The organism is Pseudomonas sp. GV105, assembly GCF_003058185.1.
Lineage (GTDB): Bacteria > Pseudomonadota > Gammaproteobacteria > Pseudomonadales > Pseudomonadaceae > Aquipseudomonas > Aquipseudomonas veronii.
Genome location: NZ_QBUF01000004.1, coordinates 98,000 through 120,354, shown reverse-complemented (window position 1 = coordinate 120,354; position 22,355 = coordinate 98,000). Strand labels below are relative to the sequence as shown.

The 22,355-nt window shown below is 60.2% G+C and carries 19 protein-coding genes; 7 read left to right on the top strand and 12 right to left on the bottom strand.

Annotation, left to right across the window (positions count from 1 at the left end; genetic code table 11):
- Positions 1-88: 88 nt before the first annotated feature.
- From C8K66_RS09045 to minC, 4 genes are all read right to left on the bottom strand, one after another.
- Positions 89-724 (bottom strand): RluA family pseudouridine synthase, encoded by a 636-nt coding sequence (locus C8K66_RS09045; protein WP_015885133.1) that lies wholly within the window; start codon positions 722-724, stop codon positions 89-91.
- A 96-nt stretch (positions 725-820) separates the two neighbouring features.
- Positions 821-1,075: a cell division topological specificity factor MinE gene (gene minE, locus C8K66_RS09040; protein ID WP_003175252.1), complete on the bottom strand. Its 255-nt coding sequence runs from the start codon at positions 1,073-1,075 to the stop codon at positions 821-823.
- Positions 1,076-1,078: 3 nt separating this feature from the next.
- Complete coding sequence (gene minD / locus C8K66_RS09035; RefSeq protein ID WP_003209098.1) at positions 1,079-1,891, bottom strand: septum site-determining protein MinD; 813 nt, start codon at positions 1,889-1,891, stop codon at positions 1,079-1,081.
- A gap of 200 nt (positions 1,892-2,091) precedes the next feature.
- Complete coding sequence (minC, locus tag C8K66_RS09030; protein ID WP_017845814.1) at positions 2,092-2,829, bottom strand: septum site-determining protein MinC; 738 nt, start codon at positions 2,827-2,829, stop codon at positions 2,092-2,094.
- Positions 2,830-2,948: 119 nt separating this feature from the next.
- On the opposite strand from minC, the gene C8K66_RS09025 reads away from it, so the two are divergent.
- Positions 2,949-3,884, top strand: a complete 936-nt coding sequence (locus tag C8K66_RS09025; protein WP_046382554.1) for a lipid A biosynthesis lauroyl acyltransferase — start codon at positions 2,949-2,951, stop codon at positions 3,882-3,884.
- 30 nt (positions 3,885-3,914) lie between these two features.
- Positions 3,915-5,069 (top strand): patatin-like phospholipase family protein, encoded by a 1,155-nt coding sequence (locus tag C8K66_RS09020; protein ID WP_046382555.1) that lies wholly within the window; start codon positions 3,915-3,917, stop codon positions 5,067-5,069.
- Positions 5,070-5,115: 46 nt separating this feature from the next.
- Here the strand turns inward: C8K66_RS09020 and C8K66_RS09015 are convergent, their stop codons facing one another.
- From C8K66_RS09015 to puuE, 7 genes are all read right to left on the bottom strand, one after another.
- The gene (locus C8K66_RS09015; RefSeq protein WP_026139882.1) at positions 5,116-5,901 is read right to left on the bottom strand and encodes an outer membrane protein OmpK; all 786 of its coding nucleotides are present in this window, start codon (positions 5,899-5,901) and stop codon (positions 5,116-5,118) included.
- 15 nt (positions 5,902-5,916) lie between these two features.
- Positions 5,917-6,294, bottom strand: a complete 378-nt coding sequence (locus tag C8K66_RS30540) for a hypothetical protein (RefSeq protein WP_126589161.1) — start codon at positions 6,292-6,294, stop codon at positions 5,917-5,919.
- A 107-nt stretch (positions 6,295-6,401) separates the two neighbouring features.
- Positions 6,402-7,685, bottom strand: a complete 1,284-nt coding sequence (locus C8K66_RS09010; protein WP_104902724.1) for a urate hydroxylase PuuD — start codon at positions 7,683-7,685, stop codon at positions 6,402-6,404.
- A gap of 51 nt (positions 7,686-7,736) precedes the next feature.
- A complete protein-coding gene (locus C8K66_RS09005) occupies positions 7,737-8,240 on the bottom strand; it encodes an ureidoglycolate lyase (protein ID WP_017845819.1) in 504 nt (167 codons plus the stop codon).
- A gap of 141 nt (positions 8,241-8,381) precedes the next feature.
- The gene (gene alc / locus C8K66_RS09000) at positions 8,382-9,383 is read right to left on the bottom strand and encodes an allantoicase (protein ID WP_017845820.1); all 1,002 of its coding nucleotides are present in this window, start codon (positions 9,381-9,383) and stop codon (positions 8,382-8,384) included.
- 41 nt (positions 9,384-9,424) lie between these two features.
- Positions 9,425-9,940: a 2-oxo-4-hydroxy-4-carboxy-5-ureidoimidazoline decarboxylase gene (gene uraD / locus C8K66_RS08995; protein ID WP_017845821.1), complete on the bottom strand. Its 516-nt coding sequence runs from the start codon at positions 9,938-9,940 to the stop codon at positions 9,425-9,427.
- Positions 9,937-10,863 (bottom strand): allantoinase PuuE, encoded by a 927-nt coding sequence (gene puuE / locus C8K66_RS08990; RefSeq protein ID WP_108524669.1) that lies wholly within the window; start codon positions 10,861-10,863, stop codon positions 9,937-9,939. Before puuE ends, uraD begins: the two co-directional genes overlap by 4 nt.
- Before the next feature lie 389 nt (positions 10,864-11,252).
- On the opposite strand from puuE, the gene uraH reads away from it, so the two are divergent.
- The 5 genes from uraH to C8K66_RS08955 all read left to right on the top strand — a co-directional run bounded on the left by uraH (position 11,253) and on the right by C8K66_RS08955 (position 21,694).
- On the top strand, positions 11,253-11,606 hold the full coding sequence (gene uraH, locus C8K66_RS08985) for a hydroxyisourate hydrolase (protein ID WP_017845823.1): 354 nt from the start codon (positions 11,253-11,255) through the stop codon (positions 11,604-11,606).
- 528 nt (positions 11,607-12,134) lie between these two features.
- Positions 12,135-12,890, top strand: coding sequence for a DUF4123 domain-containing protein (locus tag C8K66_RS08975; RefSeq protein ID WP_104904523.1), 756 nt, complete (start codon positions 12,135-12,137; stop codon positions 12,888-12,890).
- A 102-nt stretch (positions 12,891-12,992) separates the two neighbouring features.
- The gene (locus C8K66_RS08970; protein ID WP_082643800.1) at positions 12,993-13,508 is read left to right on the top strand and encodes a DUF3304 domain-containing protein; all 516 of its coding nucleotides are present in this window, start codon (positions 12,993-12,995) and stop codon (positions 13,506-13,508) included.
- Entirely contained in the window at positions 13,496-15,841 is a 2,346-nt protein-coding gene (locus C8K66_RS08965) for a DUF2235 domain-containing protein (protein WP_108524667.1), read from the top strand. The genes C8K66_RS08970 and C8K66_RS08965 overlap by 13 nt, the downstream gene beginning before the upstream one ends.
- A gap of 588 nt (positions 15,842-16,429) precedes the next feature.
- Positions 16,430-21,694 carry a dermonecrotic toxin domain-containing protein gene (locus tag C8K66_RS08955; protein WP_108524665.1) on the top strand — a complete coding sequence of 1,755 codons (5,265 nt, stop codon included), beginning with the start codon at positions 16,430-16,432 and terminating at the stop codon, positions 21,692-21,694.
- Here C8K66_RS08955 and C8K66_RS08950 read toward each other — a convergent pair.
- Positions 21,675-22,316 (bottom strand): LysE family translocator, encoded by a 642-nt coding sequence (locus C8K66_RS08950; protein WP_057003890.1) that lies wholly within the window; start codon positions 22,314-22,316, stop codon positions 21,675-21,677. The genes C8K66_RS08955 and C8K66_RS08950 overlap by 20 nt on opposite strands.
- Between the last annotated feature and the right edge of the window lie 39 nt (positions 22,317-22,355).

The window sequence follows — 22,355 nt, the reverse complement described above, 5'->3', positions numbered from 1 at the left end:
GGCTTGCCCCCGATGGCGGAGTGTCAGTCACTGCATTTGTTCACTGACCCACTGCAATCCCCTTCCACATTTGACGGTGTTTACAGCTTTAGAAGGGCGCCGGGCACTCGAAGCGCAGCCGCTCGCCGCTTTGCGGGTGGGTGAAGCTCAGCATGCTCGCGTGCAGGCACAGGCGCGGCCAGGCGGCCAGGGCTTGTTCATGGGCGTACAAGCCGTCGCCGAGCAGCGGGTGGCCGATGGAAAGCATGTGTACCCGCAACTGGTGCGAGCGCCCGGTGATCGGCGTCAGCTCGACGCGGCACCAGTCACCGCAACGCTCCAGCACCTTCCAGAAGGTCAGCGCATGCTTGCCGAACTCGTGGTCGACCACATGGCGTGGCTTGGTCGGCGGATCGTAGCGCAGGGGCAGGTCGATGCTGCCGCTGTCCAGTTCCGGTTGACCCCAGGCCAGGGCGGTGTAGGCCTTTTCGGTTTCGCGGTCATGAAACTGGCGGGACAGTTCGCGGTGGGTGTCGGCGTCCCGCGCGAGCAGGATGATCCCGGAAGTTTCCCAATCCAGGCGATGGACGATTCGGGCCTCTGGGTAGCCGTTTTCCTGCAGACGGGTGATCAGGCAGTCCTTGTTGTCGTCGGCGCGGCCGGGCACCGAGAGCAGCAGAGTCGGCTTGTTCACCACCAGGACGGCGGCGTCCTGGTAGAGGATATGGATGTTGGACAACGGCATTAAACAGCCTCGTAACAAACGCCAACGGCGGCTCGATCACCCGGCTCCCGCAAAGGGATCAAGGTGACGGAGCCGCCGTGGCGACCGCCCTTTCGATCAACGATCGGGCAGGGTGATATTGAGTTCCAGAATCGAGCAGCTGCCGTCGTTTTCCAGGGCGACATGTACGTCGTCGTTGCCGATATTGACGTACTTGCGGATCACCTCGACCAGTTCCTTCTGCAAGGCTGGCAGGTAGTCCGGGGTGCTGCGTTGGCCGCGTTCGTGCGCCACGATGATCTGTAGACGCTCTTTCGCTACCGACGCGGTACTTGGCTTTTTGTTGGCGCGAAAGAAGTCGAGAAATTTCATTGTTTAGTTGCCTCCAAAGATACGCTCGAAGAATCCCTTCTTCTTGACATCGAGGAAGCGGTGTTCCACGGTCTTGCCCAGTAAGCGATCAACCGCGTCGCTGTACGCCTGGCCGGCGTCGCTCTGGTCGTCCAGAATCACCGGGACGCCCTGGTTGGAGGCCTTCAGCACCGCCTGGGACTCGGGAATGACACCCAGCAGGGTCACTGCGAGGATCTCTTTGACGTCTTCAACGCCGAGCATCTCGCCATTGCTGACGCGCTCAGGGTTGTAGCGGGTGAGCAGCAGGTGCTCCTTGATCGGGTCTTCGCCTTTTTCGGCGCGCTGGGACTTGCTGGCCAGCAGGCCGAGCATGCGGTCCGAGTCACGTACCGAGGAGACTTCCGGGTTGGTCACCACGATGGCTTCGTCGGCGAAGTACATCGCCAGGTGAGCACCGGTTTCGATACCGGCCGGGGAGTCGCACACCACGTATTCGAAGGTTTCCTTCAGTTCAGCGAGGACTTTGCCTACGCCTTCCTTGGTGAGCGCATCTTTGTCGCGGGTCTGACTGGCGGCCAGTACGTACAGGTTCTCAAGGCGCTTGTCCTTGATCAGGGCCTGTTGCAGGTTGGCTTCACCGTTGACCACGTTGACGAAGTCGTACACCACGCGGCGTTCGCAGCCCATGATCAGGTCGAGGTTACGCAAACCGACGTCGAAGTCGACGATGACTGTCTTGTGGCCGCGCAGAGCGAGGCCGGTACCGATAGCGGCGCTGGTGGTGGTCTTACCCACACCACCCTTGCCGGATGTAACCACGAGAATCTTGGCCAAGGTGTTTCACCCCTAAGGAAAAAGGACTTTTCAGCCCCCGAAAAACATCTCTTGGAACTCGCTGCAGGCGGACAGCCTTTGTAGGGAAAAGAGGTGGTTTCCGCGTGGAAACGCCAACTTCAAACTAGTCCTACGCAAGTCTTGCCGGTTTCGCTGTGCTATCAGAGTCTAGAGATGCTTGGAAAATGCGGCAGTATCCGTTAAAGACGGATGATGTTCAACACATCGCCCGACAGGCTGACTTGTACCGCGGCGCCCCACAGCGGATCGCGGCGCAAATCTTCGGAAACCTTGTACTGACCCGCGATCGAAACGAGTTCAGCGGTCAACTGCTGGCAAAAAATACGTGCCTTGGTATCACCCTTGATGCCGGCGAGGGCACGTCCGCGCATGGGGCCGTATACATGGATGTTGCCATCGGCCAGAAGTTCCGCGCCCGGACTGACCGACGAGATCACCACCAGGTCGCCGCCCTGGGCGTAAATCTGCTGCCCGCCGCGCACGGGGGAGGTGATGATCTTGGTCGGCTTGACCGTCGGCTCCGGCGGTTTTTCCGGTTTTTTCTTCACTTCACCGGCCAGCGGATCGAGTGGGCGCTCGCGGGCACCGGACGGTGGCAGTACTGGCAGTTCAATAGCGATGGCGGCGGCAATGTCTTCAATACGGCTGGCACGAATCGCCAGGGTGCGCAGGCCATGGGAGCGGCACACGCGCATCAGGCCCGGCAGGTCGATTGCGCCCTGGCCGGCTGGCAGCTTGTCCAGGGCCAGCACCAGCGGCGCGTTATTGAAAAAGTTCGGTGCCAGGGCGACCTTGGCGGCGAGCTGGCGGTCCAGGGCGTCGAGGTCATTGCGGGCCAATTCCAGCACGGTAATGGCGAGCATGCTGCCTTTCAGCTGGAACACGGGATCTTGGTCTAGCGGTTCGGTTTGGCTCATGGTCGGCAAAAGCGGCTTGTCACGAAAAGTGTCGAGACTTATAACGAGAACAACCACTGGCCGCAAGCCGAGTCGAACCGTTGTAGAATGCGCGGCCCTTGTCTTTACCGGAATCTGTAATGGATCGCCCGCGTTTTCGAGCTGTATTTTTTCACCCGCGATTTTGGCTGCTATGGCTGGGACTCGGCCTGTTGTGGCTGGTCACTCAATTGCCATACCGCGCGCTGCTGACCATTGGTCGCCTGCTGGGCGCGGGCATGTACCGCGTGGCCGGCGAACGTCGCCGCATCGCCGCGCGCAACCTGGAACTGTGCTTCCCGGAAAAGTCCGCGCAAGAGCGTAAACATTTGCTCAAGGAAAACTTCGCCTCCACCGGCATCGCCTTCTTTGAAATGGCCATGAGTTGGTGGTGGTCGCGCCAGCGCCTGGCGCGGCTGGCCCACGTCGAAGGCCTGGAGCACCTCAAGCAGGCTCAGTTGGACGGCAAGGGCGTGATCCTCATGGCCCTGCATTTCACCACCCTGGAAATCGGCGCGGCCCTGCTCGGGCAAAAACACACGATCGACGGCATGTACCGCGAGCACGGCAACCCGCTGTTCGACTTTATCCAACGCCGTGGCCGCGAGCGCCACAACCTCGACTCCCTGGCCGTGGAGCGTGAAGACGTGCGCGGCATGCTCAAGCTGCTGCGCGCCGGCCGCGCCATCTGGTACGCGCCGGACCAGGACTACGGCGCCAAGCAAAGTATCTTCGTGCCGCTGTTCGGCATCCAGGCCGCCACCGTGACCGCTACCAGCAAGTTCGCCCGCCTGGGCAAGGCGCTGGTGGTGCCGTTTACCCAGGAGCGCCTGGCCGACGGCAGCGGTTATCGCCTGGTGATCCACCCGCCGTTGAGCGATTTCCCCGGCGAAACCGATGAGATCGATTGCCTGCGCATCAACCAGTGGGTCGAAACCTCGGTGCGCGAATGCCCCGAGCAATACCTGTGGACCCATCGCCGCTTCAAGAGCCGGCCGCCGGGTGAGCCCAGGTTGTACGAAAAACGCCGTCGGTAAGACCCGCCTTTCTCTACATGGAGTGACGCAATGCGCCCAGCTGAACCGGTTACAGGCTTGATTCTTTCCGGCGGCGGGGCGCGTGCGGCGTATCAGGTGGGGGTACTGGCGGCGATTGCCGAGTTGCTGCCGCCGGGCGCGGCCAATCCGTTTCCGGTGATCGTCGGCACATCGGCCGGCGCGATCAACGCGGTGAGCCTGGCCAGTGGCGCCATGGACTTCAGCGCGGCGATCGAGCGTCTGACGGCGTTCTGGCAGGGCTTTCGCAGCCACCTGGTGCTGCGCAGCGATTGGCCGGGGGTGATTCACCAGGCCGCTCGTTTCTGTTTCCACAGCCTGCTCGGCCTGGGCGCCCAGGTCCCGGTGGCGCTGCTCAACAGCGCGCCGCTACGGGACCTGCTGCACGAGATGCTGCACCTGGATGGCATCGACCAGGCCATCCGCGAAAATCACCTGAAGGCGGTGGCGGTCACGGCCTTCGGTTACGAGTCCGGGCAAGCAGTGACCTTTTACCAGGGCGGCGGCACCATCGATGCCTGGCTGCGCCATCGGCGTATCGGTGTGCCCAGCCGACTCACGGTCGAACACCTGTTGGCCAGTTCGGCGATCCCCTTGCTGTTTGCTCCGGTGAAGCTCGACCAGGAATATTTCGGCGATGGCGCGGTGCGGCAATCGGCCCCCATCAGCCCGGCCTTGCACCTGGGCGCCAGCCGCGTGCTGGTGGTGGGTGTCAGCGGCAACCCGCGCGGCGTCGAGCATGAACACGCCTCGCAGCGCGCCTACACTGGCCAGCAGCCGACCCTGGCGCAGATCGGTGGGCACATGCTCAACAGCACGTTCATTGACAGCCTGGAAAGCGATATCGAGTTGCTGGAGCGCTTGAACCAGTTCAGCCATTTCCAGCCCGCCGACAGCGCGGCCCGGGGCCTGGCGCCGGTGGATGTGCTGGTGATTGCGCCGAGTCAGCCGATCGATGAAATCGCGGCGCGGCATCGGCAGGAATTGCCCGCGGCGTTGCGCCTGTTCCTGCGCGGGCCGGGTGCGACCAAGACCAGCGGGGCGGGGGTGCTCAGTTACTTGCTGTTCGAGGCGGGGTATTGCAGCGAGTTGATCGAGTTGGGGCGCAGTGATGCGCTGGCCAAGCGCGAGGAGATAACCCGGTTTTTGGGGCTGTCCCCTAGCTGAATTTGGGAGCAGGCACGCCAGCTCCCCCATCAGGCCCGCGGTGTGGTCAGAAGTGGTACTTGACCAAAAAGCTCGCGGTATCCTGGTTGGTCTTGAACGCGCCGGAATCTTCGATCCCATACTTGTTCTTCCAGTAGTCGTATTCAAAACCGACGTACAGCTGTTTCTCGCCCCAGTTCAACGCCTTGCCCAGGTCATATTTGACTTGTGGGTTGAAGTGCAGGTTGGCGTGATAAGTGCCACGGGCGTTCTTGTCGTTGTCGACCACCCAATCCATATAGCCGTCGATCAGGATGTTGGAGTTGCCCACGGGAAGGGTGTACGACCACACGGGGGTGATCTGCCACACACCGTCGCCCGGGCGATTGCCTTCGGTCTGGCGCTGGTAGAAGTTCAACTGGAAGTAGTCGAAACCAGGGATGTTCAGGTCGAAGCCCGGGCCCAGCAGGTACGATTCGTTATCGCCTTCGCCGAACTCATAAGTGAATGCCAGCAATACATCTTTGATCGGTCCGAAGGACAAGTCCTTGTCGAAAATCTTGCCGAACGATAGACGCGGGCTGAACTCGCCGTAGTAAGTACTGGGGCCGACGTTGCCGTCTTCCTTGCCGTTGTAAAAGATGCGGTCGAGGAAAAAGAAGTTGTCGCCGTACTTCCACGCATCGGCGTGTTCAAACGTGACGGTCTGTTGGATCTGCGGGTTGACGGTGAAGTTTTTGCCCCACAGGTACGTCAGGCTGTTGTTCTGCCACTGCAACAAGTCGCCGGCAACGGCTTGGCCGCCCGCCAGCAGGGTTGCCGCCAGCATCAGGCCTTTGAACATAGGTTTCATTCGGTTGCTCCCGAGTTAAAGTTTTATGGTTTTTCTTCTAAGCAGGCGCTCTGGTGTGGCGCCTTTTGGTTCGCTGAAAAAATCGTCTGTTCGGTCAGCTTTAATGCTTTTAGCAAGAGCTGCGCCAAGGTGTAAAAAAAGCCAAAAAAAACCCCGTCGGCTGCAGCGGCTGCAGTCGAATTCAGAGGGCTTTTGCGCACTTGGGCCGCCGCCCGCAGGCCGGGATAAGTTGGCCTTGCAGTCAGCTTTTACATTCGCTGTTTTTTTTTCAGTCGATTCGAGCGGGCGCGGAGAATACTGGCTCCAAAGCCTTGGCTCAAGTGCGCTGTTAGAGCGCGCGTGGGGCGAGAATGGGGCACGGCTTGTGGCCGTCCCCAGGTCAAAGGTGTACATGTGGGCGTTCCCTGTTCGTTATTGTTTTTGTTGTGACGAAGGAATCAATGAGTGTGGGCGACGGCGGGTCGTTCAGAACCGCCCACATTGGGATCTGTGTGAGTCAGTCAGTTCGTGCGGGCGCCCTGGTTGATCCAGGTGCCGATCAGATCGCGTTCCTGCTGGGTCATCTGGGTGATGTTGCCCAGCGGCATGATCTGGCTCGCCACGGCCTGCGCCTGAATGCGCGCGGCCTGTTGCTGGATCTGCGTCGGCGTGTCGAACATCACCCCCGCCGGTGCGGTGCTGAACAGCGGGCTGGTGGGCTTGGCCGAATGGCACACGGCGCAGCGTGCCTGGATCACCCCATGCACCTTGTCGAAGTCGACCGTTGCCTGGGCCGGCACGGGTGCCGCAGCGGGGGCGGCCGGTGCGACGGGTTTCTCGCCGCCGCCCAATGCGGTCTCCGGCAACGGCTGGTACTCGATGGCCGCCGGTGCCTTGGCCACTTCGGCGATCGGCTTGGGCCCGGTGACATACGCCAGGCAAATCATCGCCAACGCGCCCACCGGCAAGGTCCAGGCATATTTCTGGCTGTTGTGCCGGGTGTTGAAATAATGCCGCACCAACACCGCCGCCACCGCGATCCCCGCCAGGATCAGCCAGTTGTAGTGGCTGCCGTAGGTGCTCGGGAAGTGGTTGCTGATCATGATGAACAGCACCGGCAAGGTGAAGTAGTTGTTGTGCCGTGAACGCAGCAAGCCCTTGGCCGGCAGGGCCGGGTCCGGCGTGCGCTGCTCCGCGATCGCCGCCACCAGCGCGCGTTGTGCCGGCATGATGATGCGGAACACGTTGCCCACCATGATGGTGCCGATGATCGCCCCCACATGCAGGTACGCGCCCCGGCCGCTGAACACTGTGCTGAAGCCGTATGCCGCCGCGATCAACAGCACGAACAGGATCAAGCCGAGCAGCGCCGGGCGTTTGCCCAGGGCCGAGTCGCAGAGAAAGGAGTAGATGAACCAGCCGGCGAACAGTGAGCCGATGCCCAGCAACACGCCTTCGGTGCCGCTCAGGCTGCTGCCGGGTGCGAGCAGGTACAGCGTCGGGTTGAGGTAGAACACCACGCACAGCAGCGCGACGCCCGACATCCAGGTGAAATAGGCTTCCCATTTGAACCAGTGCAGGTTGTCCGGCATGGTCGGCGGGGCCAGTTTGTATTTTTCCAGGTGGTAGATACCGCCACCGTGGATCGCCCACAAGTCACCGGAAAGGCCGTCCTTGGGGTTGACGCGGTTGAGGTTGTTTTCCAGCCAGACGAAGTAAAACGACGCGCCGATCCAGGCCACGCCAGTGATCATATGAACCCAGCGCACGCTGAGGTTCAGCCATTCCAACAGATGTGCTTCCACAGTCTTTACCTCTCGCCTGTCACCCTTGTTGTCGGGTGATCCGGCCTTCTCTTATTGGTGGGGGGCGAGGATCAACCGCTCATCCTCTTTGAAAAAATGCTCATCGCAGTTATTGCCTGTGCCACTGCGATCAACCACCAGGAAGTCATCCCGCTTTTCGATCGTCAGCACCGGGTGGTGCCAGACGCCGCGATGGTAATTAATGCCCTGCCTGCCGTTGGTGACGAAGGCGCGGACCAAGCCTGATACAGGTGCATCGCCAAGTGGCGCGACCACGATCAGAAAGGGGTTGCCGAGCAGCGGAATGAAGGCTTGGCTGCCCAGCGGGTGTCGCTCCAGCATGCACACGGTCAGCGGCATTTCCAGCGCGTCGGCGCGGAAGATGCTGATGATGGCGTGGTCTTGCGGCTGGGCGGTTTCCACCGTTGCCAGCTTGTGAAAACGCATGGTCGACCCGTTGTTGATCATGAAGTGCTCGCTGCCGTCGGTTTCGATCACGTCTCCGAAGGGGGCGAAGGCTTCTTTGGTCAGGGGTTCGATCATCAGTGTGCGCATGGCTGGCTTCTTAATCTGTTGGGTTATTGATGGACCGTTGTAGGAGCAAGCTTGCTCGCGAAGGTCGTCAACGATAACGCGTGCATCCTGAATGAACGCGGTGTCCTTGAGTTTTTCGCGAGCAAGCTCGCTCCTACAGGTTCAGCATGACTTGGCGACCTTGCCCAGGACGCGCAGGCGACTCACACCGCCATCCGGGAACACGTTCAGGCGGATGTGGGTGATCGGCCCCAGCGCCTTGATCTGCTCGGCGAAGGTGTGTTCGGCGTGCATTTCCAGCTTCTGCGCCGGCAGCAGTTCGCGCCAGAACAGCGATTGGGTTTCGATCTGGCTGTCGGTGCCGCCTTTCACGAACGCGGCCTGGATCGAGCAGGTGTCCGGGTAGTTGCCCTTGAAGTGCAGGGTGTCGACGATGACTTTCTCGATCTCGCCCGCATGCCCCAGCGCGACGATCACCCAGTCATTGCCTGGCGTGCGACGCCGCGCGGTTTCCCAGCCGTCGCCCATGTTGACGCCACGGCCGGGGTTGAGGAGGTTGCCCATGCGGCCGAAGTGTTCGTCGGAACAGGCCAGGGCGCGACCGCCGTTCAACGCCGCCGCCAGGTCGACCTGTTCGTTGTCGCCCACTGCGGACCAGTCGCGGAACGGAACACCGTACACGCGCAGACGGGCCACGCCGCCATCCGGGTAGATGTTGAAGCGCAGGTGGCTGAACGCCTGGTCATGGTTGATTGCGTGGTAGTGGTGGCTGTTGCCTTGCAGCTCGACGGCCGACAGCACTTCCACCCACTGGGTGCTGTCATCCGGCTCGCCCGAGGCGAGGAAGCAGGCTTCCAGGGAGGCCGACGGCGGGAAGTTGCCGGTGAAGAATGAAGTGTCGATGTCCACGCCCTTGATCGAACCTGGTGCGCCCAGGCGGATCACCGCGCTGTCGTAGCCTTCGAAGCGCTTGCGGCGCGACTCCCAGCCGTCCATCCACTTGCCGTTGTCATCGAAAACGCCCTCCTTCCACACCGCCGGGGTCGGCTGGAACAGGCGGTTGGCGTCGGCGAACCAGTCATCGGTCACCGAGATGATTTTGGTGCCGAGGCGGGCGTCGGCCAGGTTGACGAACTTCTCGAAAGGTACGGGTTGCGCTTTCATTCTTCTTGTCTGCCTTGGATAGAGTGGCTGGGGATGGTCGTTTAGAGGGTCAGTAAGCGGAACAACGCGATCTTGTTGATCTCGTCCAGCGCGCACTTGAACTCGGTGTCGACCGGGTGGTGGATGCGCGTTTCGAACGCTTTGATGATCTGATGCCGGTTGCTGCCTTTTACCGCCATGATGAAGGGAAACTTGAACTTGGCCTTGTAGGCCTCATTCAGCTCGGTGAAGCGTGAGAACTCTTCGGCCGTGCATTGGTGAATACCGGCGCCGGCTTGTTCATGAGTGCTGGCTTCGGTCAGTTGGCCCTGGACGGCTGCACGGCCTGCCAGGTCCGGGTGAGCGTTGATCAGCGCCAGTTGCGTGGCGTGATCGGCGCTGAGCAGGATATCGCGCATGCGCTGGTGCAGGGTTTCGATCTCGTCGAGCGAAGCGTCCTGCCCCAGGTCGAAGGCCTTTTCGGCCACCCATGGCGAATGTTCGTAGATGTCGGCAAAGGCGCTGATGAATGCATCGCGGCTCAAGGTCGACGGTTTGACGGTCTGGAACCTGGTCATTGCGCCGCACCCTTATAAGGGTGAGTGGCGTGCCAGTGGCGGGCAATGTCGACCCGGCGGGTGAACCACACCTGTTCATGGCCCTTGGCGTATTCGATAAAGCGCTTCAACGCCGCGAGGCGCGCCGGGCGGCCGATCAGGCGGCAGTGCAGGCCGATGGAAAGCATCTTCGGCGCGTCGGCGCCTTCGGCGTAGAGCACGTCGAAAGCGTCTTTGAGGTACTCGAAAAAGTCATCGCCCTTGTTGAAGCCTTGCACCTGGGTGAAGCGCATGTCGTTGGTGTCCAGGGTGTAAGGGATCACCAGGTGCGGCTTGCCGGTGGGGTTGTTGGGTTCCCAGTAGGGCAGGTCGTCGTCGTAGGTGTCGCAGTCGTAGAGGAAGCCGCCTTCCTCCATCACCAGGCGCCGCGTATTCGGACCGGTGCGGCCGGTGTACCAGCCCAGCGGGCGTTCGCCGGTCAGTTCGGTGAGGATGCGGATGGCTTCGAGCATATGCTCGCGCTCCTGGGCCTCGTCCATGTACTGGTAGTCGATCCAGCGGTAGCCGTGGCTGCAGATTTCATGGCCGGCGGCGACCATCGCGCGGATCACGTCCGGGTGGCGCTGGGCGGCCATGGCCACGGCGAAGACGGTCAGCGGGATATCGAATGCTTTAAACAATTTGAGGATGCGCCACACGCCGGCACGGCTGCCGTATTCGTACAGCGACTCCATGCTCATGTTGCGCTCGCCTTGCAGCGGCTGGGCCGAGACCATTTCGGAAAGGAAGGCTTCGGACTCTTGGTCACCGTGCAAGATATTGCGCTCGCCGCCTTCTTCGTAGTTGAGTACAAAAGACAACGCAATGCGTGCCTTGCCCGGCCAGTGGGGGTGAGGAGGGTTACTGCCGTAACCGATCAGGTCGCGTGGGTAGTCAGCGCTCACTGCAGTCTTCCTTCTTGTGCGTGGTAGCGGTGGGTGTGGCGGCCGGGCAGTGAAAAGACTGAGTGGCGTCACAGCGATGAGTGATTGTATACAACTTGTTCGCCACTTTGTAAGCCCGGATTTCTGCATTTTTTCCGCAACGCTCACCTTCAAGGGTGTAGCAAGAAACTTGCCTGACTGGTCAGCTAATGGACAAAAGGTCGTTTAAAAGCAAGGATGACTCATGAATCGGCCGGTCGCGCCAGGCCAGTGGAAGGATCGCAAGGTTTGTGATTTTTATTGTGTACAATTTTTTTGAAAAGTGTCTTAATCGTCCCGCACCAGCTTTTTCGCTGCCCTGAAAAAGTGCGGCACTCATTTCTACTGACCTCGGGAGGCGCGTACACGCCATGGGACGTTTGACCACACACGTTTTGGACGCCGCTCACGGCTGTCCCGGCAGCAGCATCACGGTTGAGCTGTACCGCGTCGACGGCGCGCAACTGGAACTGGTCGCCACTGCCGTCACCAACAGCGACGGCCGCTGCGACGCACCGTTGCTGCAAGGCGACGCCTACCGCAGCGGTGTGTACCAACTGCAATTCAGCGCCGGCGACTATTACCGGGCGCGTGGCGTGCAATTGCCGGAGCCGGCGTTCCTCGACGTGGTGGTGCTGCGCTTCGGCATCAGCGCCGAACAGGAGCACTACCATGTGCCGCTGTTGATTTCGCCTTATAGCTATTCCACCTATCGCGGTAGCTGAGCATCATCCCCTCGACGCTCTTCGTTGGTTTTTTTGCCCGCCCACACTGCGGGCTAATGAGATGGTCACTCCCAACACCCTGTGAGGGCTACGCTTTCACGGGGTGTTTTGTTTTCGGAGGCCATCATCATGAGCGAGTCAGCACTGATCGGTATCGATCTCGGTAAACACACTTTCCACCTGCACGGCCAGGATAAGTCGGGCCGCGAGGTCTTTCGCAGAAAATGCTCACACCAAAACTCTGCCTACTTGTAACGGTTCGCGCTTGAAAAATATGCGACTCGCATTCATCGCCTTTCTGACACGCTAAGTACATCAGTGCTGCTTTGTGGCAATTGCACCAGGGAGTAGTTTCCAGTGTGATCGCCATGAAATATTTTGCATGACTAAGCTCTCATCTTTGGGAAATGTCCTATTTACTCTCGATTTTTATGTGTGCAGCCTTTGGCGCATCGTTTGAGCGTCTGCCCGCCGACGCGAGAACCTCGACCGGACTGATCCGCGATAATTAATCGAGGGAATATGGACATGACGATGCCCACTCAATGGCAAGAACAGATCGAACATGTCTGCGCCCACATTGGCATAAGCCAGATTGACTTACTGCTCGACCAAGCAGGATGGAGCCACCGTGCTGTGCCTGCCTTGGAGATGCTAACGCCAAAAGTCCCCTGGTTCTCGTTGTTCACCGGCACGTCAGAGCAAAACCTGTTGGATCAGGCCCCTCTGTTGATGCGTCTGGACTTGACGCAGTGGCGACATAAGGCCTGGCTGGAACAGTTGGTGGAGCATGCCACCGATGGCCGCCTGATGGTGGTGATCTCGTCGTTGCCCTTCGAAGTTTTGAGTAAAGCCCTGCAAGGGTTTTCGCAATTGGCTTGGGGTGGACAAACCGGTTTGTTACGGTATTACGATTCACGCATCTTTCCCCTGCTGATGTCCTCGATCCTCACCGATCAGCAGCGCGCCGAGTTTCTGCAAGCCGCTGCTTATTGGGGCTGGCTTGATCGGGATAACCAGCCGCAGTGGTTACAAGGCACGAGGCTCACCCATCAAAGCAATATCCAGGTCAGTCCCTTCGTGGAAATGAACGATCAACAATTTGACCTGCTTGGTTGTATCAGCGATGCACAGCAACTGTTAAATGGCAAAAACTTTGATTTCCTGGATGAGAGCCGAGAGCGGCGTTTCGCGCTAATTCACTCACTTGTTGTGCAAGCGGGTCAGGAAAATTATTTCGGCGATTTGACCGAGTATGTGAAACAGAACTTAAGCAGAACCTAGGTGCCTGGATAGCCACTTTGCGCTGGGACAAGAGTGTATTGCATGCACAAGTGATTTGAATGGTTTGCGCGGTCAAGGTAATCAGCAAGGAAGTTGCTAGCGATGCAGTCGATAATAAAAAAAACAACACAAAAAGTCGCGTTTTACTTGTTGGGATTCGCGTTATCTGGGTGTTCTTCAGCGAACAATGAAATGGCAGGGGGAAACCTGCAAGCCATCAACCATACCATGCATGGTATTAACTGGATGTCGGTCAATGGTTACCGAGCGGACGGTGGTGGTGGAAGCTCGTGTTGCATCATCATGCCCGTCAAATGGCGTCCTGGCTTAAAGGCCCAGATTGAATGGGAGGTCGATCCTGAGCCGTCTGCAAAAATGCCCTCTGTAACATCAGATGAGTTCAGAGAGGTTTATGCCAAACATGCAGCCAACTATCAGCGCCACAGCACCACCGTGGATATTCCAGAGTGGCCTGGAACGGAGCGATGCGGCCTGAAGGTACACTTTTTGGTTTGTAACCAGATCAAGGTTACGAGCTCATGTTGGGCATTTAACTCAGAGCATTACCCGATTAAAGAGCCCTCGCAAATGAAGGAGCCGGCCGTATGTCCGAAGTGAACAATAATTCAAAAGACAAAGCTTGGGGACCGCCAGTTTTTCCTGCTGCAGGGCGTTTCCCGACGAAAACATCGGATGTGACAGATAACTACAATAAGCAAATTGCTGAGCAAAATCGGCTTCAACAAAAACGTGACGATCAAGGGCGTCGCACACAGCGTTTTACCTGTTGTCATAGCCTGCATATCAGTCTGTTTTTCGATGGCACCAACAATAACGAAAAGAGTGACACCCAGAATGGTCATCCCACTAATATCGCCAAGCTGTTTCATGCCTCACTACGAGGTAAAGACGCGATGGGGCAGGGTTATTTTTCGTATTACATGCCCGGTGTCGGCACGCCATTCCCCGAAGTTGGCGAACTGGATTACAGCGATAGCGGGCTGCAATATGCCACTGGGGGGGAAGACCGGATCAACTGGGCCTTGGTACAGGTGGCCAGCGCGTTATCTTATGCTCTGAACAATAAAAGCGGAATTGATGACATTGTCGCCAAGACCAAGGTCGAGGCCATGAGCACCTGGAAGGCACCGCTGATGAGTGCTCTGGGTGAAGGCAATCGCCGCCGAATCATGAAAGAGCTGCTGGCCCCTTTACACGCTCGCAAGGACGAGGCCCAGCCTAAAGTGCTGGCGGTCAAACTGTACGTGTACGGTTTCTCTCGGGGAGCGGCAGAGGCTCGCACTTTTGTTACCTGGTTGAGTCAGTTGTTCGACACCCCAGAAGGGGATGAACTGCCAAAACAGGAACTGTTGGGCTTGCCTGTCAGCGTCGAGTTTCTTGGCGTGCTGGACACGGTGGCCTCGGTGGGTATCGCCCATGTAGCCCCATTCTTTGCTGGGCATATGGACTGGGCCGATAACACCCAGTTGCTACCGGATGCGCAGCGGTTCCCGGAACTGGTCAAGTGTTGTCGGCATTTTGTCGCGGGCTTCGAGCAACGCTCATGCTTTCCGTTGGATTCGATTCGTAACGAAAACGGCCAGTATCCGGCCAATACCTACGAAGTGGTGTACCCCGGTGTGCATTCGGATGTGGGCGGCGGCTACCCGAAAAATGACCAGGGCAAAGCTCGTGAAGGTACTCATGAGCTGGTGTCGCAGATTGTCTTGCACGACTTGTATGCCGCTGCTTTTGCAGCGGGTGCCCCTCTGCAAGTGCCAGAAGAGGTACTGCCGGACACGTTTAATACTAGCTCGGAGAGGTTGTGGAGAAAAATGGGGCCTGGGACTTCCTCAGAGTTTGTGGTCAGTCAGCAACTGATTGAGCGCTTCAACGCCTGGCGCCTCAAAACCCTACCAGGTGTTGCGGCTGACGAATCCGTCGAGGACTCGGCCTATAAGCCGCTGCGTCTGAACACCACCGTAGAAGACACCCTGGCCGATCAACTGGGCTGGATCACCGGTTGGCGTATTGGTCGTTACGTCAATGATCCTCAAGGTAATAACGACAGCTATAAGCGCCAGCCTTTTTTCACCCAAGCCAAAGAGGCGACGCCCTATCAGGAAACTACTGAGCGCGAACAGTATAAAAAAGACCAGGCTGATGCCGTGAAAATGCGGCGGGATAACCCTCAGTATCCCGGCCCACGAATCTATGAACCGCAGATTGATCAGACCCAACTCAGCCAAGCTGCCGAGGAATTCAAGTCTGACTACACCGGCCAGAAGCGTGAGCAATCCAGTTGGCAAGGCACGGTGACCGACGTGGTGTTACGCGATGCGATCTATTTACTTAACGAGAATGACGAGTCCAAGGACCATGACGCCCTCAAGACGGCAGGTGATCTGCGCAGTAAGCAACTGTTCCGTGATGCTCAAGGCACGTCCGGTGCAGACCCTGAGATGGCCCTACTGGTGGCGTTGTTCGATGACCAGATACACGACTCGCGGGCCTGGTTCATGCACGACAAGTTGAAGTCGAGGGAGTTGTGGGCCGGTTATTTCTTTTACCGCATGACCTATTTCGGCAATGACAATAGCCGTGATCTGTCCCCAGTCGTAGTGGCCGGTCGCATATTGGGCGTGGCGATGATTGCCGGGGCTACGGTGTATGGCATCAAGCGCCGTGGTGTATTAGGTGGTGTTGGCGGACTGGCGGCGGGCATTGGGGCGGCGACCATCGGCTACCAGGTGATCGATAAGGCCACTGGCCTAGTGGTACCGTTCTTGCCAGGCGCGGAACAACTCCTGCAACCAAGCAGCCATGTGGGTCAGATCGCGTCGGAGCAAAAGCATCAGATTGAACTGGATGACTTTGCCCGACGCATGGAACGAACCACAGCCATGTTGCGCAAGACGGGCAGCTTGTTCGAACCGGATAGTGTCGTTTAAGACGCGAAAAATAAATCATTCTGGTCGATTACCCTACAAACCTCAGTTCCAACTTCAACTGATGGCTTTGATAATCGAGCTGCACCTTCTCGCTTCCCACCCCATTCAGCCCGCAACTGTTCTCGGCTGCCCAACCAATTGGCCAGAGCAGTTGAGGGTGTTCCAACAGATGCTGATTGATCAAATGGCAGACGCTGTCGGCCTTGGGCGGCAAACCTTCAGGGCTGTGTAGCTGTTCAAGCAAAATGCGGATCGCATTGTCATCAGCGACTTCCTGCTGTCGATCTGCGAGCAGTTGCCAGATATATGGACGTCGGCTCGATAACCACTGCGCAATGTTCTGCGATGGGAGCAATATCGGAGGGGATGTTCAAGCGCTGACATATCGCGAGGAACTCGGTGACTTCAATAACCGTAGGGAATTCGAACTCTCTTGGCTGACGCTTTGTCTGGACCACCCGTTAATCAGTATTGCAAAAATGGGGGTGGCCATAGATTTTTATGCCGCTTGCGCATGCAACTATCTAGCGCCTTTTGCCCTGCGGCGCTGCCTAGGCTGGGTGTTTTCCTCATGCAGAAGAAAACCCCATGACCTCGTCCCCCGACCACGCGAGTGCTTCACCCGACACCGTTAATGCCGACGACCCGGACCTTGCCGCCCAAGTACAAACGCAGGCGATTCGCGAGCAACTGATACGGCGGATTAACGCCTACACGCACCCCAGTCGCCTGATCAATCGAATTGCGCTTGCCGACGCGCGTTGCGTCGCCGCGACACGCGCACTGGCGCGGCTGATAGGCCGTTCGCCGAAAGTCTTGACGGTCATCCGCGCCGAGCTGCGCAAAGCGTTCGAAATGGACCCGGACCACCTCTTGTTCAGCGAGCCCAAGCCGCCCACCGCGCCGCGCAAAGTCGAGAGCCTGACCGAGCGGGCGCTGGCGTTGCTGGTCCTGCCGACGGTGGTGATCAACGTCAATCAATTCACCGCCCTGAGTGTCAAAGACGCGCCGGAACGGCGCTTGCCGTATACGCCGCTGGAAGCCCTGCGCCGCGTCGTCGCGCTGCAGCTGTTCGAGCGGCTCGCCCATGCGGTGAGCGCCTACTGGGACTGCCTGGCGCAGGGCACCTGGCTCACACGCCGGGAACGCTGGGTCGAGTTGCACACGGAGCTGTTTGCGGACCGGGCCTTTTTGGCGTGGCAACTGGACGAGCTATCGCGTGCGGGATTCGCCATGGTTCAGGCCCTGATCGATGCGCCCAGCGCCGAGGCGCGCCGACGTGCGGGCGGGGCTTGGGCTACGCTGCGCGTCGGCCAGTTGCTGTGGCCGGGGGCATCGGCGGTCGCGATCCCAGGGGCACTGCATCTGTATCGCGAGGGCGACCCCAGCGATGCGCCGCACGTGGTTTACCTGCCGGGTGGGGGCCGCAACTTCTACGAGTACCCGTCCTTCGCCGCCCTGCAGGACGGCCTGCTGGCGCTGGACCGGTCGCGGTTCCACGCACTCTGGCAGTGCCTGCCGTTAAGTCGGCGCGATAACGTGTACCGCCCCGCTGCCTTGTCTGCGACGAGCGCCTTTATGCGCGGCCTGCCGCTGATGGCCGATGCGCTGGCGCTGGGTGCCGAGGCCTTGCTGAGTGGGCAATGGAGCAACGAGTTGGCGTGTGCGGCGAAGATGAATGACGGCTACGTGTTTTCCGAAGGGCGGCCTCGACTGCCGGATGCCGCACCGTTTCTGGCCGCGGTCGAAGGGGCGAGGCAGCAATGGGTCGGCGGCGCTCGGCTTGGCGTGATCGGCGCGCAATTACTCAAGTGGGACCGGCAACGCCGAGGCGCAGAAATCATCTTCGCCAGCACGGCCTCCGGCCTGGCCCTGCACACGGCACAGCGTCAGGTCGCACGCTACGAAGATGCGCTGCTCGCGCTGTTGGTCCCGGCTGATCCCAGCGCGGATACCCTGGCGTACCGGGTCATTGCGTCGCTGATGAGCCAAATTGACGTGCATATCCAAGCGTTGAATACGTTGATGCAAGATGCCGGGCAACGGCTGCTGGAGTTGGCTTTTTGGGCTGAACGTCCGGGGGGAGCGGGTACGCCCAGGCGCGTGTCGTTGTTTATGCAGGCCCAAACCGCGGCCCTGCGTTGCGAGGTGGAGTTGCAACACCGCCTCAAGCTGATCAGTACGGCGCATCGCGACCTGATGATCGAGGTGGTCGACCAACCCTTGGCCAGCCGTCGCCCGGGCAGTCTTGCCCAAGTGCTGTCGATCGCGGTGGGCAGCGCGCCGGACGCTTTCTACCCGCTCCATAACGTGTGGGTGGTGACCACGGCTGCGGCGCTAGAGCGCTCGTCGCGCCAACTGCCGGTGGTGCTTTACGCTTTCGGCGTGGAGGGTGGGATCAAGGCGTTTGCCGGGCTGGACGCGTTGACCCGCAGCCTCAAGGCAAGCCTGAACAGCCCAGACGACTCGGTGTTGTGGCGCTGCGTCGAGCACGATAAACGCGCCGACCTGCGCGCCCATGCCGCCGCGCAAACACTCGGCGTGCGCTACGTTGAAATCAACGGCAAGCCCGCGCTGGCTGCGCTCAAGAAACTGCTGGGGAGCTACGACCGCTTACACCGCAGCAGCGAGGACATCACGCGGGTGTTCAGCGAAGTGACGGATGCCGACCTGAGCCGCGCGCTGCTGATGGTCGATCTGGAAGCGCAGTTGAAGATCCCGCCCAATAATGCCCTGAGCCAGGTGCTGGCCAATATTGAGCTGCTGCGCACGGCGGCGTCTGAGGCGAAAACGCTGCCCGCCTGGCTCGCGCACGCACCACGGGCCCAGCGTCAACACTTCAAGCGCTTGCTGCGCTTGTACCTGGGCAACGCGTTGGCCTTCAAAAGCCGGCTGGAGCAATGCCTGCCTGATCTGAACACCTTTGCCCGGCGCACCTTGATCGCCCGTTTGCGCGAGGACGGTTTTTTTCCGCAGTTGGATATCGACCAAGCGTTGATTGAGATGCCCGATGATGTCCACGGTGCTTTCTGTGGCTGGACCAGTGGCTGCGCCGTGGGCGATCGCCGCATCGTGCTGACCCCGACCGCGACGCGCACCTCCTTCAGCCTGCTGCAACTGGCGCTGCATAACCTGGACCCGCTGGCACCCTGGACGCAGTGGCGATTCGATCACGCGCGTTATCTGCAACCCGAGTGGAAGCAGCGCCTCAATGCGGCTTACTTGATCGGGCTGGTGTCTTCGCTGGACATCGGTGGCCGCTACGATGCCCTGATCCAGCAGGTTTTTTATCCCCGTCGTGAAACCGACCGTGTGCTCAGCAACGGACGTATCCCTGGGTTATTGAATCGCGCCTTGCAAGCGGGCGCTGCATATCACCTGTTCGATGCGGTGCAACGGGGGCTGACGGCAACGGCACAAAGCCTGTTCAAGACGGCGATGGCGGCACGCACGCCGCAGGACCTGTCGAGCAGTCAGCCCGCGCTGCAACTGTATGTGGTCCATCTGGTCGGCCACACCCTGCAGCATGATCGCTATGTCGCAGGGATCGTCGCGGTACATGACCCGCGTACCGACCTGTGCGTGGTTTACTGGCCCGATGCGCCGCCGGCCCTGGTCCTGACCGAGTACGGCAGCTTGCAACAGGCCCATGCTGCATTGAACCGCATCGGTGCGTTAGCGGATAACGTCAAGACACTGGCGCGGCAGGTCGCGCCGGGCTGGGCATTCGAGGCGCTCCCCCAGCCACCGGAGGGTGTCGATACGCGCACCCAGGCCGCCAAAACGCTGAAAGCCATACCGGCGTTTTTCATGATGAAGGGCATCTGGCGGGGGATCGACTTCGTGCGCTCATTCGGCATCAAGCACCTGGAACCTGCGGTGGTGCTCGAGGAGATCGAAGCCCAGACCCTTGAACAGATCGCCAGTGCTCCGCAGGATTGGCTCGCGCTTGTGGCCGTGCCCCATTGCAACGCCCAGGCATTGCTTTACCACGCCAGCGTGCAGGAGCTGCAACGCCGTACTCAAGCGGCCAGTCATTCCGGCAAGGCGTTGGAGCACTATCGGAACCAGCGCCTGAATGAGCAGGGCGATACCCGCGCACGGGCGCTGGTGGGGTTTTTTTCGCCGTTGTACGGGACGTTCAATGACTTCCATGAGCTGCTGCTGGTGTCACGGCGTTATCACCGTTTCGGCGACCCCCGGGACGCGGTCGATGTGGGTTTCATGAGCGCCTTTATGGTGATCGACGTGTTGCTGAACTTTGTCCCCGGCCCCAGGAAAGTCGGACGTGTCGGCGCAGGTGTCGCGCGGCCGGCGCTGAGGGCCGTGCTGGGGCGGCTACATCGTTTACGGATGGCGACGGATGCCGGGGTTTCCCGCGTGGCAACGCCGCCCTTGACTCGGCTCAAGGCCTTGGATCGCTTCAAAATCAACGGCGTGCCTGAGGGCGCCGTTGCGCTGAAAGGGCCGGACACGGCAGGCGTGCAGGTGAAACACGGTGAGCTTTTTGTGGCGGACGACACCCACACTTACCCCCTTTACCGACGTGGAGACGAACCGGCGTTTCGCCTGAAGAACCCGCAGGCGCCGGGGCAGGACGAACTGATTTTGCACATCCACCAGTCCAAGGAATGGTTACTCGGCGCGGATGCACCGCAACCGGTCGCGGGCACCAGTTCCGGGGTGCTCAACCCATGGCGTCCACCCGTGACGCCACCACCGGACTGGCGCCCACCGACGGTGCGCGCCGCTACGGAAAGCCGCATTTATCGCTCGTCTGCGCCGAACACCGAGTGGTTCGCTTGGCGTGCGCGCGTGCCCACGGGCCAAGTGCCTGGCTCCTCGGCGTTCGGCACGTTTCATGTGCATATGGACCCGCCGGGGTTTCCCTACGATGTCATCTATATCGGCGCCCAGTACGACCGCCCGACGGCGTCGGGGGTGGGTTATTACCGGGTACTGGCGCCGGGGGACAGTGCGCCCTGGAGCGGCCTTGCATTCATTACCAAGGATGAACCGCTGGTGTCACTGGCCCGGGCGGACCTTGAGCGTTGGACAGACACTGCGCTGGAGGAACAGCCCATCCCGGTATCACGCACCCAGGCGGGCGAGTGGCAGCTCCATGCGCCGTTGTTCGACACGCCGTTGGAACGGTCTGTTGCCACGGCGTTCCCGAACCTTACTACCCATAGCCGCAGCATGGCCGTCGCCCGGCTGGTCGAACTGGCCGATACTTCTCGCTCGGCGACGGCCAGCCACCTGCTCAATGTGCGTGCAGCGCTGGACAATTGGTTGACCCCCACCGCCAGCCGGCTGGGCCAGACCGATGATTTGCTGAGAATGCTGCGGCCCACCGAAAGCAGCGGCCGATCGATCTATATCGGCTTCGACGGCAAGGCACCGGGCTTCACTCGCGTCGACTTCAACGTCGCCGGCCTGGACCCGACCCTGCGCACCGGCGGCCGCGCGCGTGCGCCGCAGCGGGAGATAGCACAGCGCGCAGCCGTCAAGCGCGTGCTCGAACAGCAGGGCTTCGACGTGCAGGAACTGCAGGTCATGCGCGGCAAAAAGCCCAGCCATGAATTGCTCGTGACACATTCGCGCTGCGGTTCAAACAAACTGTACTACGTGTCGTTGCATTGGCTTGGGCGCGGCTCTGTACCGTTGGAAAACCGCCTGACAGACCATTGGTTCAATGCCGCGATCATCAGACACCCGACCTCGCTGGCGTTGGCTGCGGTCAAGAGTGCGCTGCGGGAAAACCGTCTGGTTCGGATCGCCGCCGGCATTCAGTGGCAGTCGACGGGGTCGGTCCGCCCCAGCGTGTATTTTGTCAAAGTGACCCCGCTCTGACGTTGAGCAGCGAGACCGCGCCAGCCGCCCCGAACAGCCCGGCACTGGTGCGGTTGAACCAGCTCTGGCCGTTGCCGCTGCGCAGATAGCGTGCCGCGCCGTGGGCGCCAAGGCCGTAGGCGAGCTTGCACAACAGGTCGAGCACGGTCCAGGTGGCGATCATCACCAGCAGTTGCGGCAGAAACGGCTGTTGGCTGCTGAGGAACTGGGGCAGGAAGGCGGCGAAGAACAGGATGTCCTTGGGGTTGCTGGCGCCCAGCACAAACGCACGGCCAAACAAGGCGCGAAAACGCGGCGTGGCGACGGCCAGGGGCACCACCGCGCCGTGGGCCGGTTGGCGCGATTGCTGCCAGCTCTGCCAGGCGAGGTAAAACAGGTAGAGCGCGCCGACTATCTTCAAGGCGCTGAACAATTGTTCCGACGCGAGCAACAGCGCACCCAGGCCGAGTGCCGAGGCACTCAACAGGCAGATCGAGGCGAACACGCCGCCGAGGAACGCCGGGTACGAACGGCGCAGGCCGTAGTTCAAGCTGTTGCTGATCATCAGCAACGACAGGGGGCCGGGGATCAGGATCACCACCAGCGCGGCGCCGCTGAACAGCAGCCAGGTTTCCAGGTTCATTCACAGTGCTCCTTTCATGCAAAAGCCTCACCCAACGGT

Bases quoted from the DNA above. Each gene is read 5' to 3' on its own strand.
- C8K66_RS09045 (WP_015885133.1), bottom strand. From the start codon at position 724: ATGCCGTTGTCCAACATCCATATCCTCTACCAGGACGCCGCCGTCCTG.
- minE (WP_003175252.1), bottom strand. From the start codon at position 1,075: ATGAAATTTCTCGACTTCTTTCGCGCCAACAAAAAGCCAAGTACCGCG.
- minC (WP_017845814.1), bottom strand. From the start codon at position 2,829: ATGAGCCAAACCGAACCGCTAGACCAAGATCCCGTGTTCCAGCTGAAA.
- C8K66_RS09025 (WP_046382554.1), top strand. From the start codon at position 2,949: ATGGATCGCCCGCGTTTTCGAGCTGTATTTTTTCACCCGCGATTTTGG.
- C8K66_RS09020 (WP_046382555.1), top strand. From the start codon at position 3,915: ATGCGCCCAGCTGAACCGGTTACAGGCTTGATTCTTTCCGGCGGCGGG.
- C8K66_RS09015 (WP_026139882.1), bottom strand. From the start codon at position 5,901: ATGAAACCTATGTTCAAAGGCCTGATGCTGGCGGCAACCCTGCTGGCG.
- C8K66_RS30540 (WP_126589161.1), bottom strand. From the start codon at position 6,294: ATGTACACCTTTGACCTGGGGACGGCCACAAGCCGTGCCCCATTCTCG.
- C8K66_RS09005 (WP_017845819.1), bottom strand. From the start codon at position 8,240: ATGCGCACACTGATGATCGAACCCCTGACCAAAGAAGCCTTCGCCCCC.
- alc (WP_017845820.1), bottom strand. From the start codon at position 9,383: ATGAAAGCGCAACCCGTACCTTTCGAGAAGTTCGTCAACCTGGCCGAC.
- uraD (WP_017845821.1), bottom strand. From the start codon at position 9,940: ATGACCAGGTTCCAGACCGTCAAACCGTCGACCTTGAGCCGCGATGCA.
- uraH (WP_017845823.1), top strand. From the start codon at position 11,253: ATGGGACGTTTGACCACACACGTTTTGGACGCCGCTCACGGCTGTCCC.
- C8K66_RS08975 (WP_104904523.1), top strand. From the start codon at position 12,135: ATGACGATGCCCACTCAATGGCAAGAACAGATCGAACATGTCTGCGCC.
- C8K66_RS08970 (WP_082643800.1), top strand. From the start codon at position 12,993: ATGCAGTCGATAATAAAAAAAACAACACAAAAAGTCGCGTTTTACTTG.
- C8K66_RS08965 (WP_108524667.1), top strand. From the start codon at position 13,496: ATGTCCGAAGTGAACAATAATTCAAAAGACAAAGCTTGGGGACCGCCA.
- C8K66_RS08955 (WP_108524665.1), top strand. From the start codon at position 16,430: ATGACCTCGTCCCCCGACCACGCGAGTGCTTCACCCGACACCGTTAAT.
- C8K66_RS08950 (WP_057003890.1), bottom strand. From the start codon at position 22,316: ATGAACCTGGAAACCTGGCTGCTGTTCAGCGGCGCCGCGCTGGTGGTG.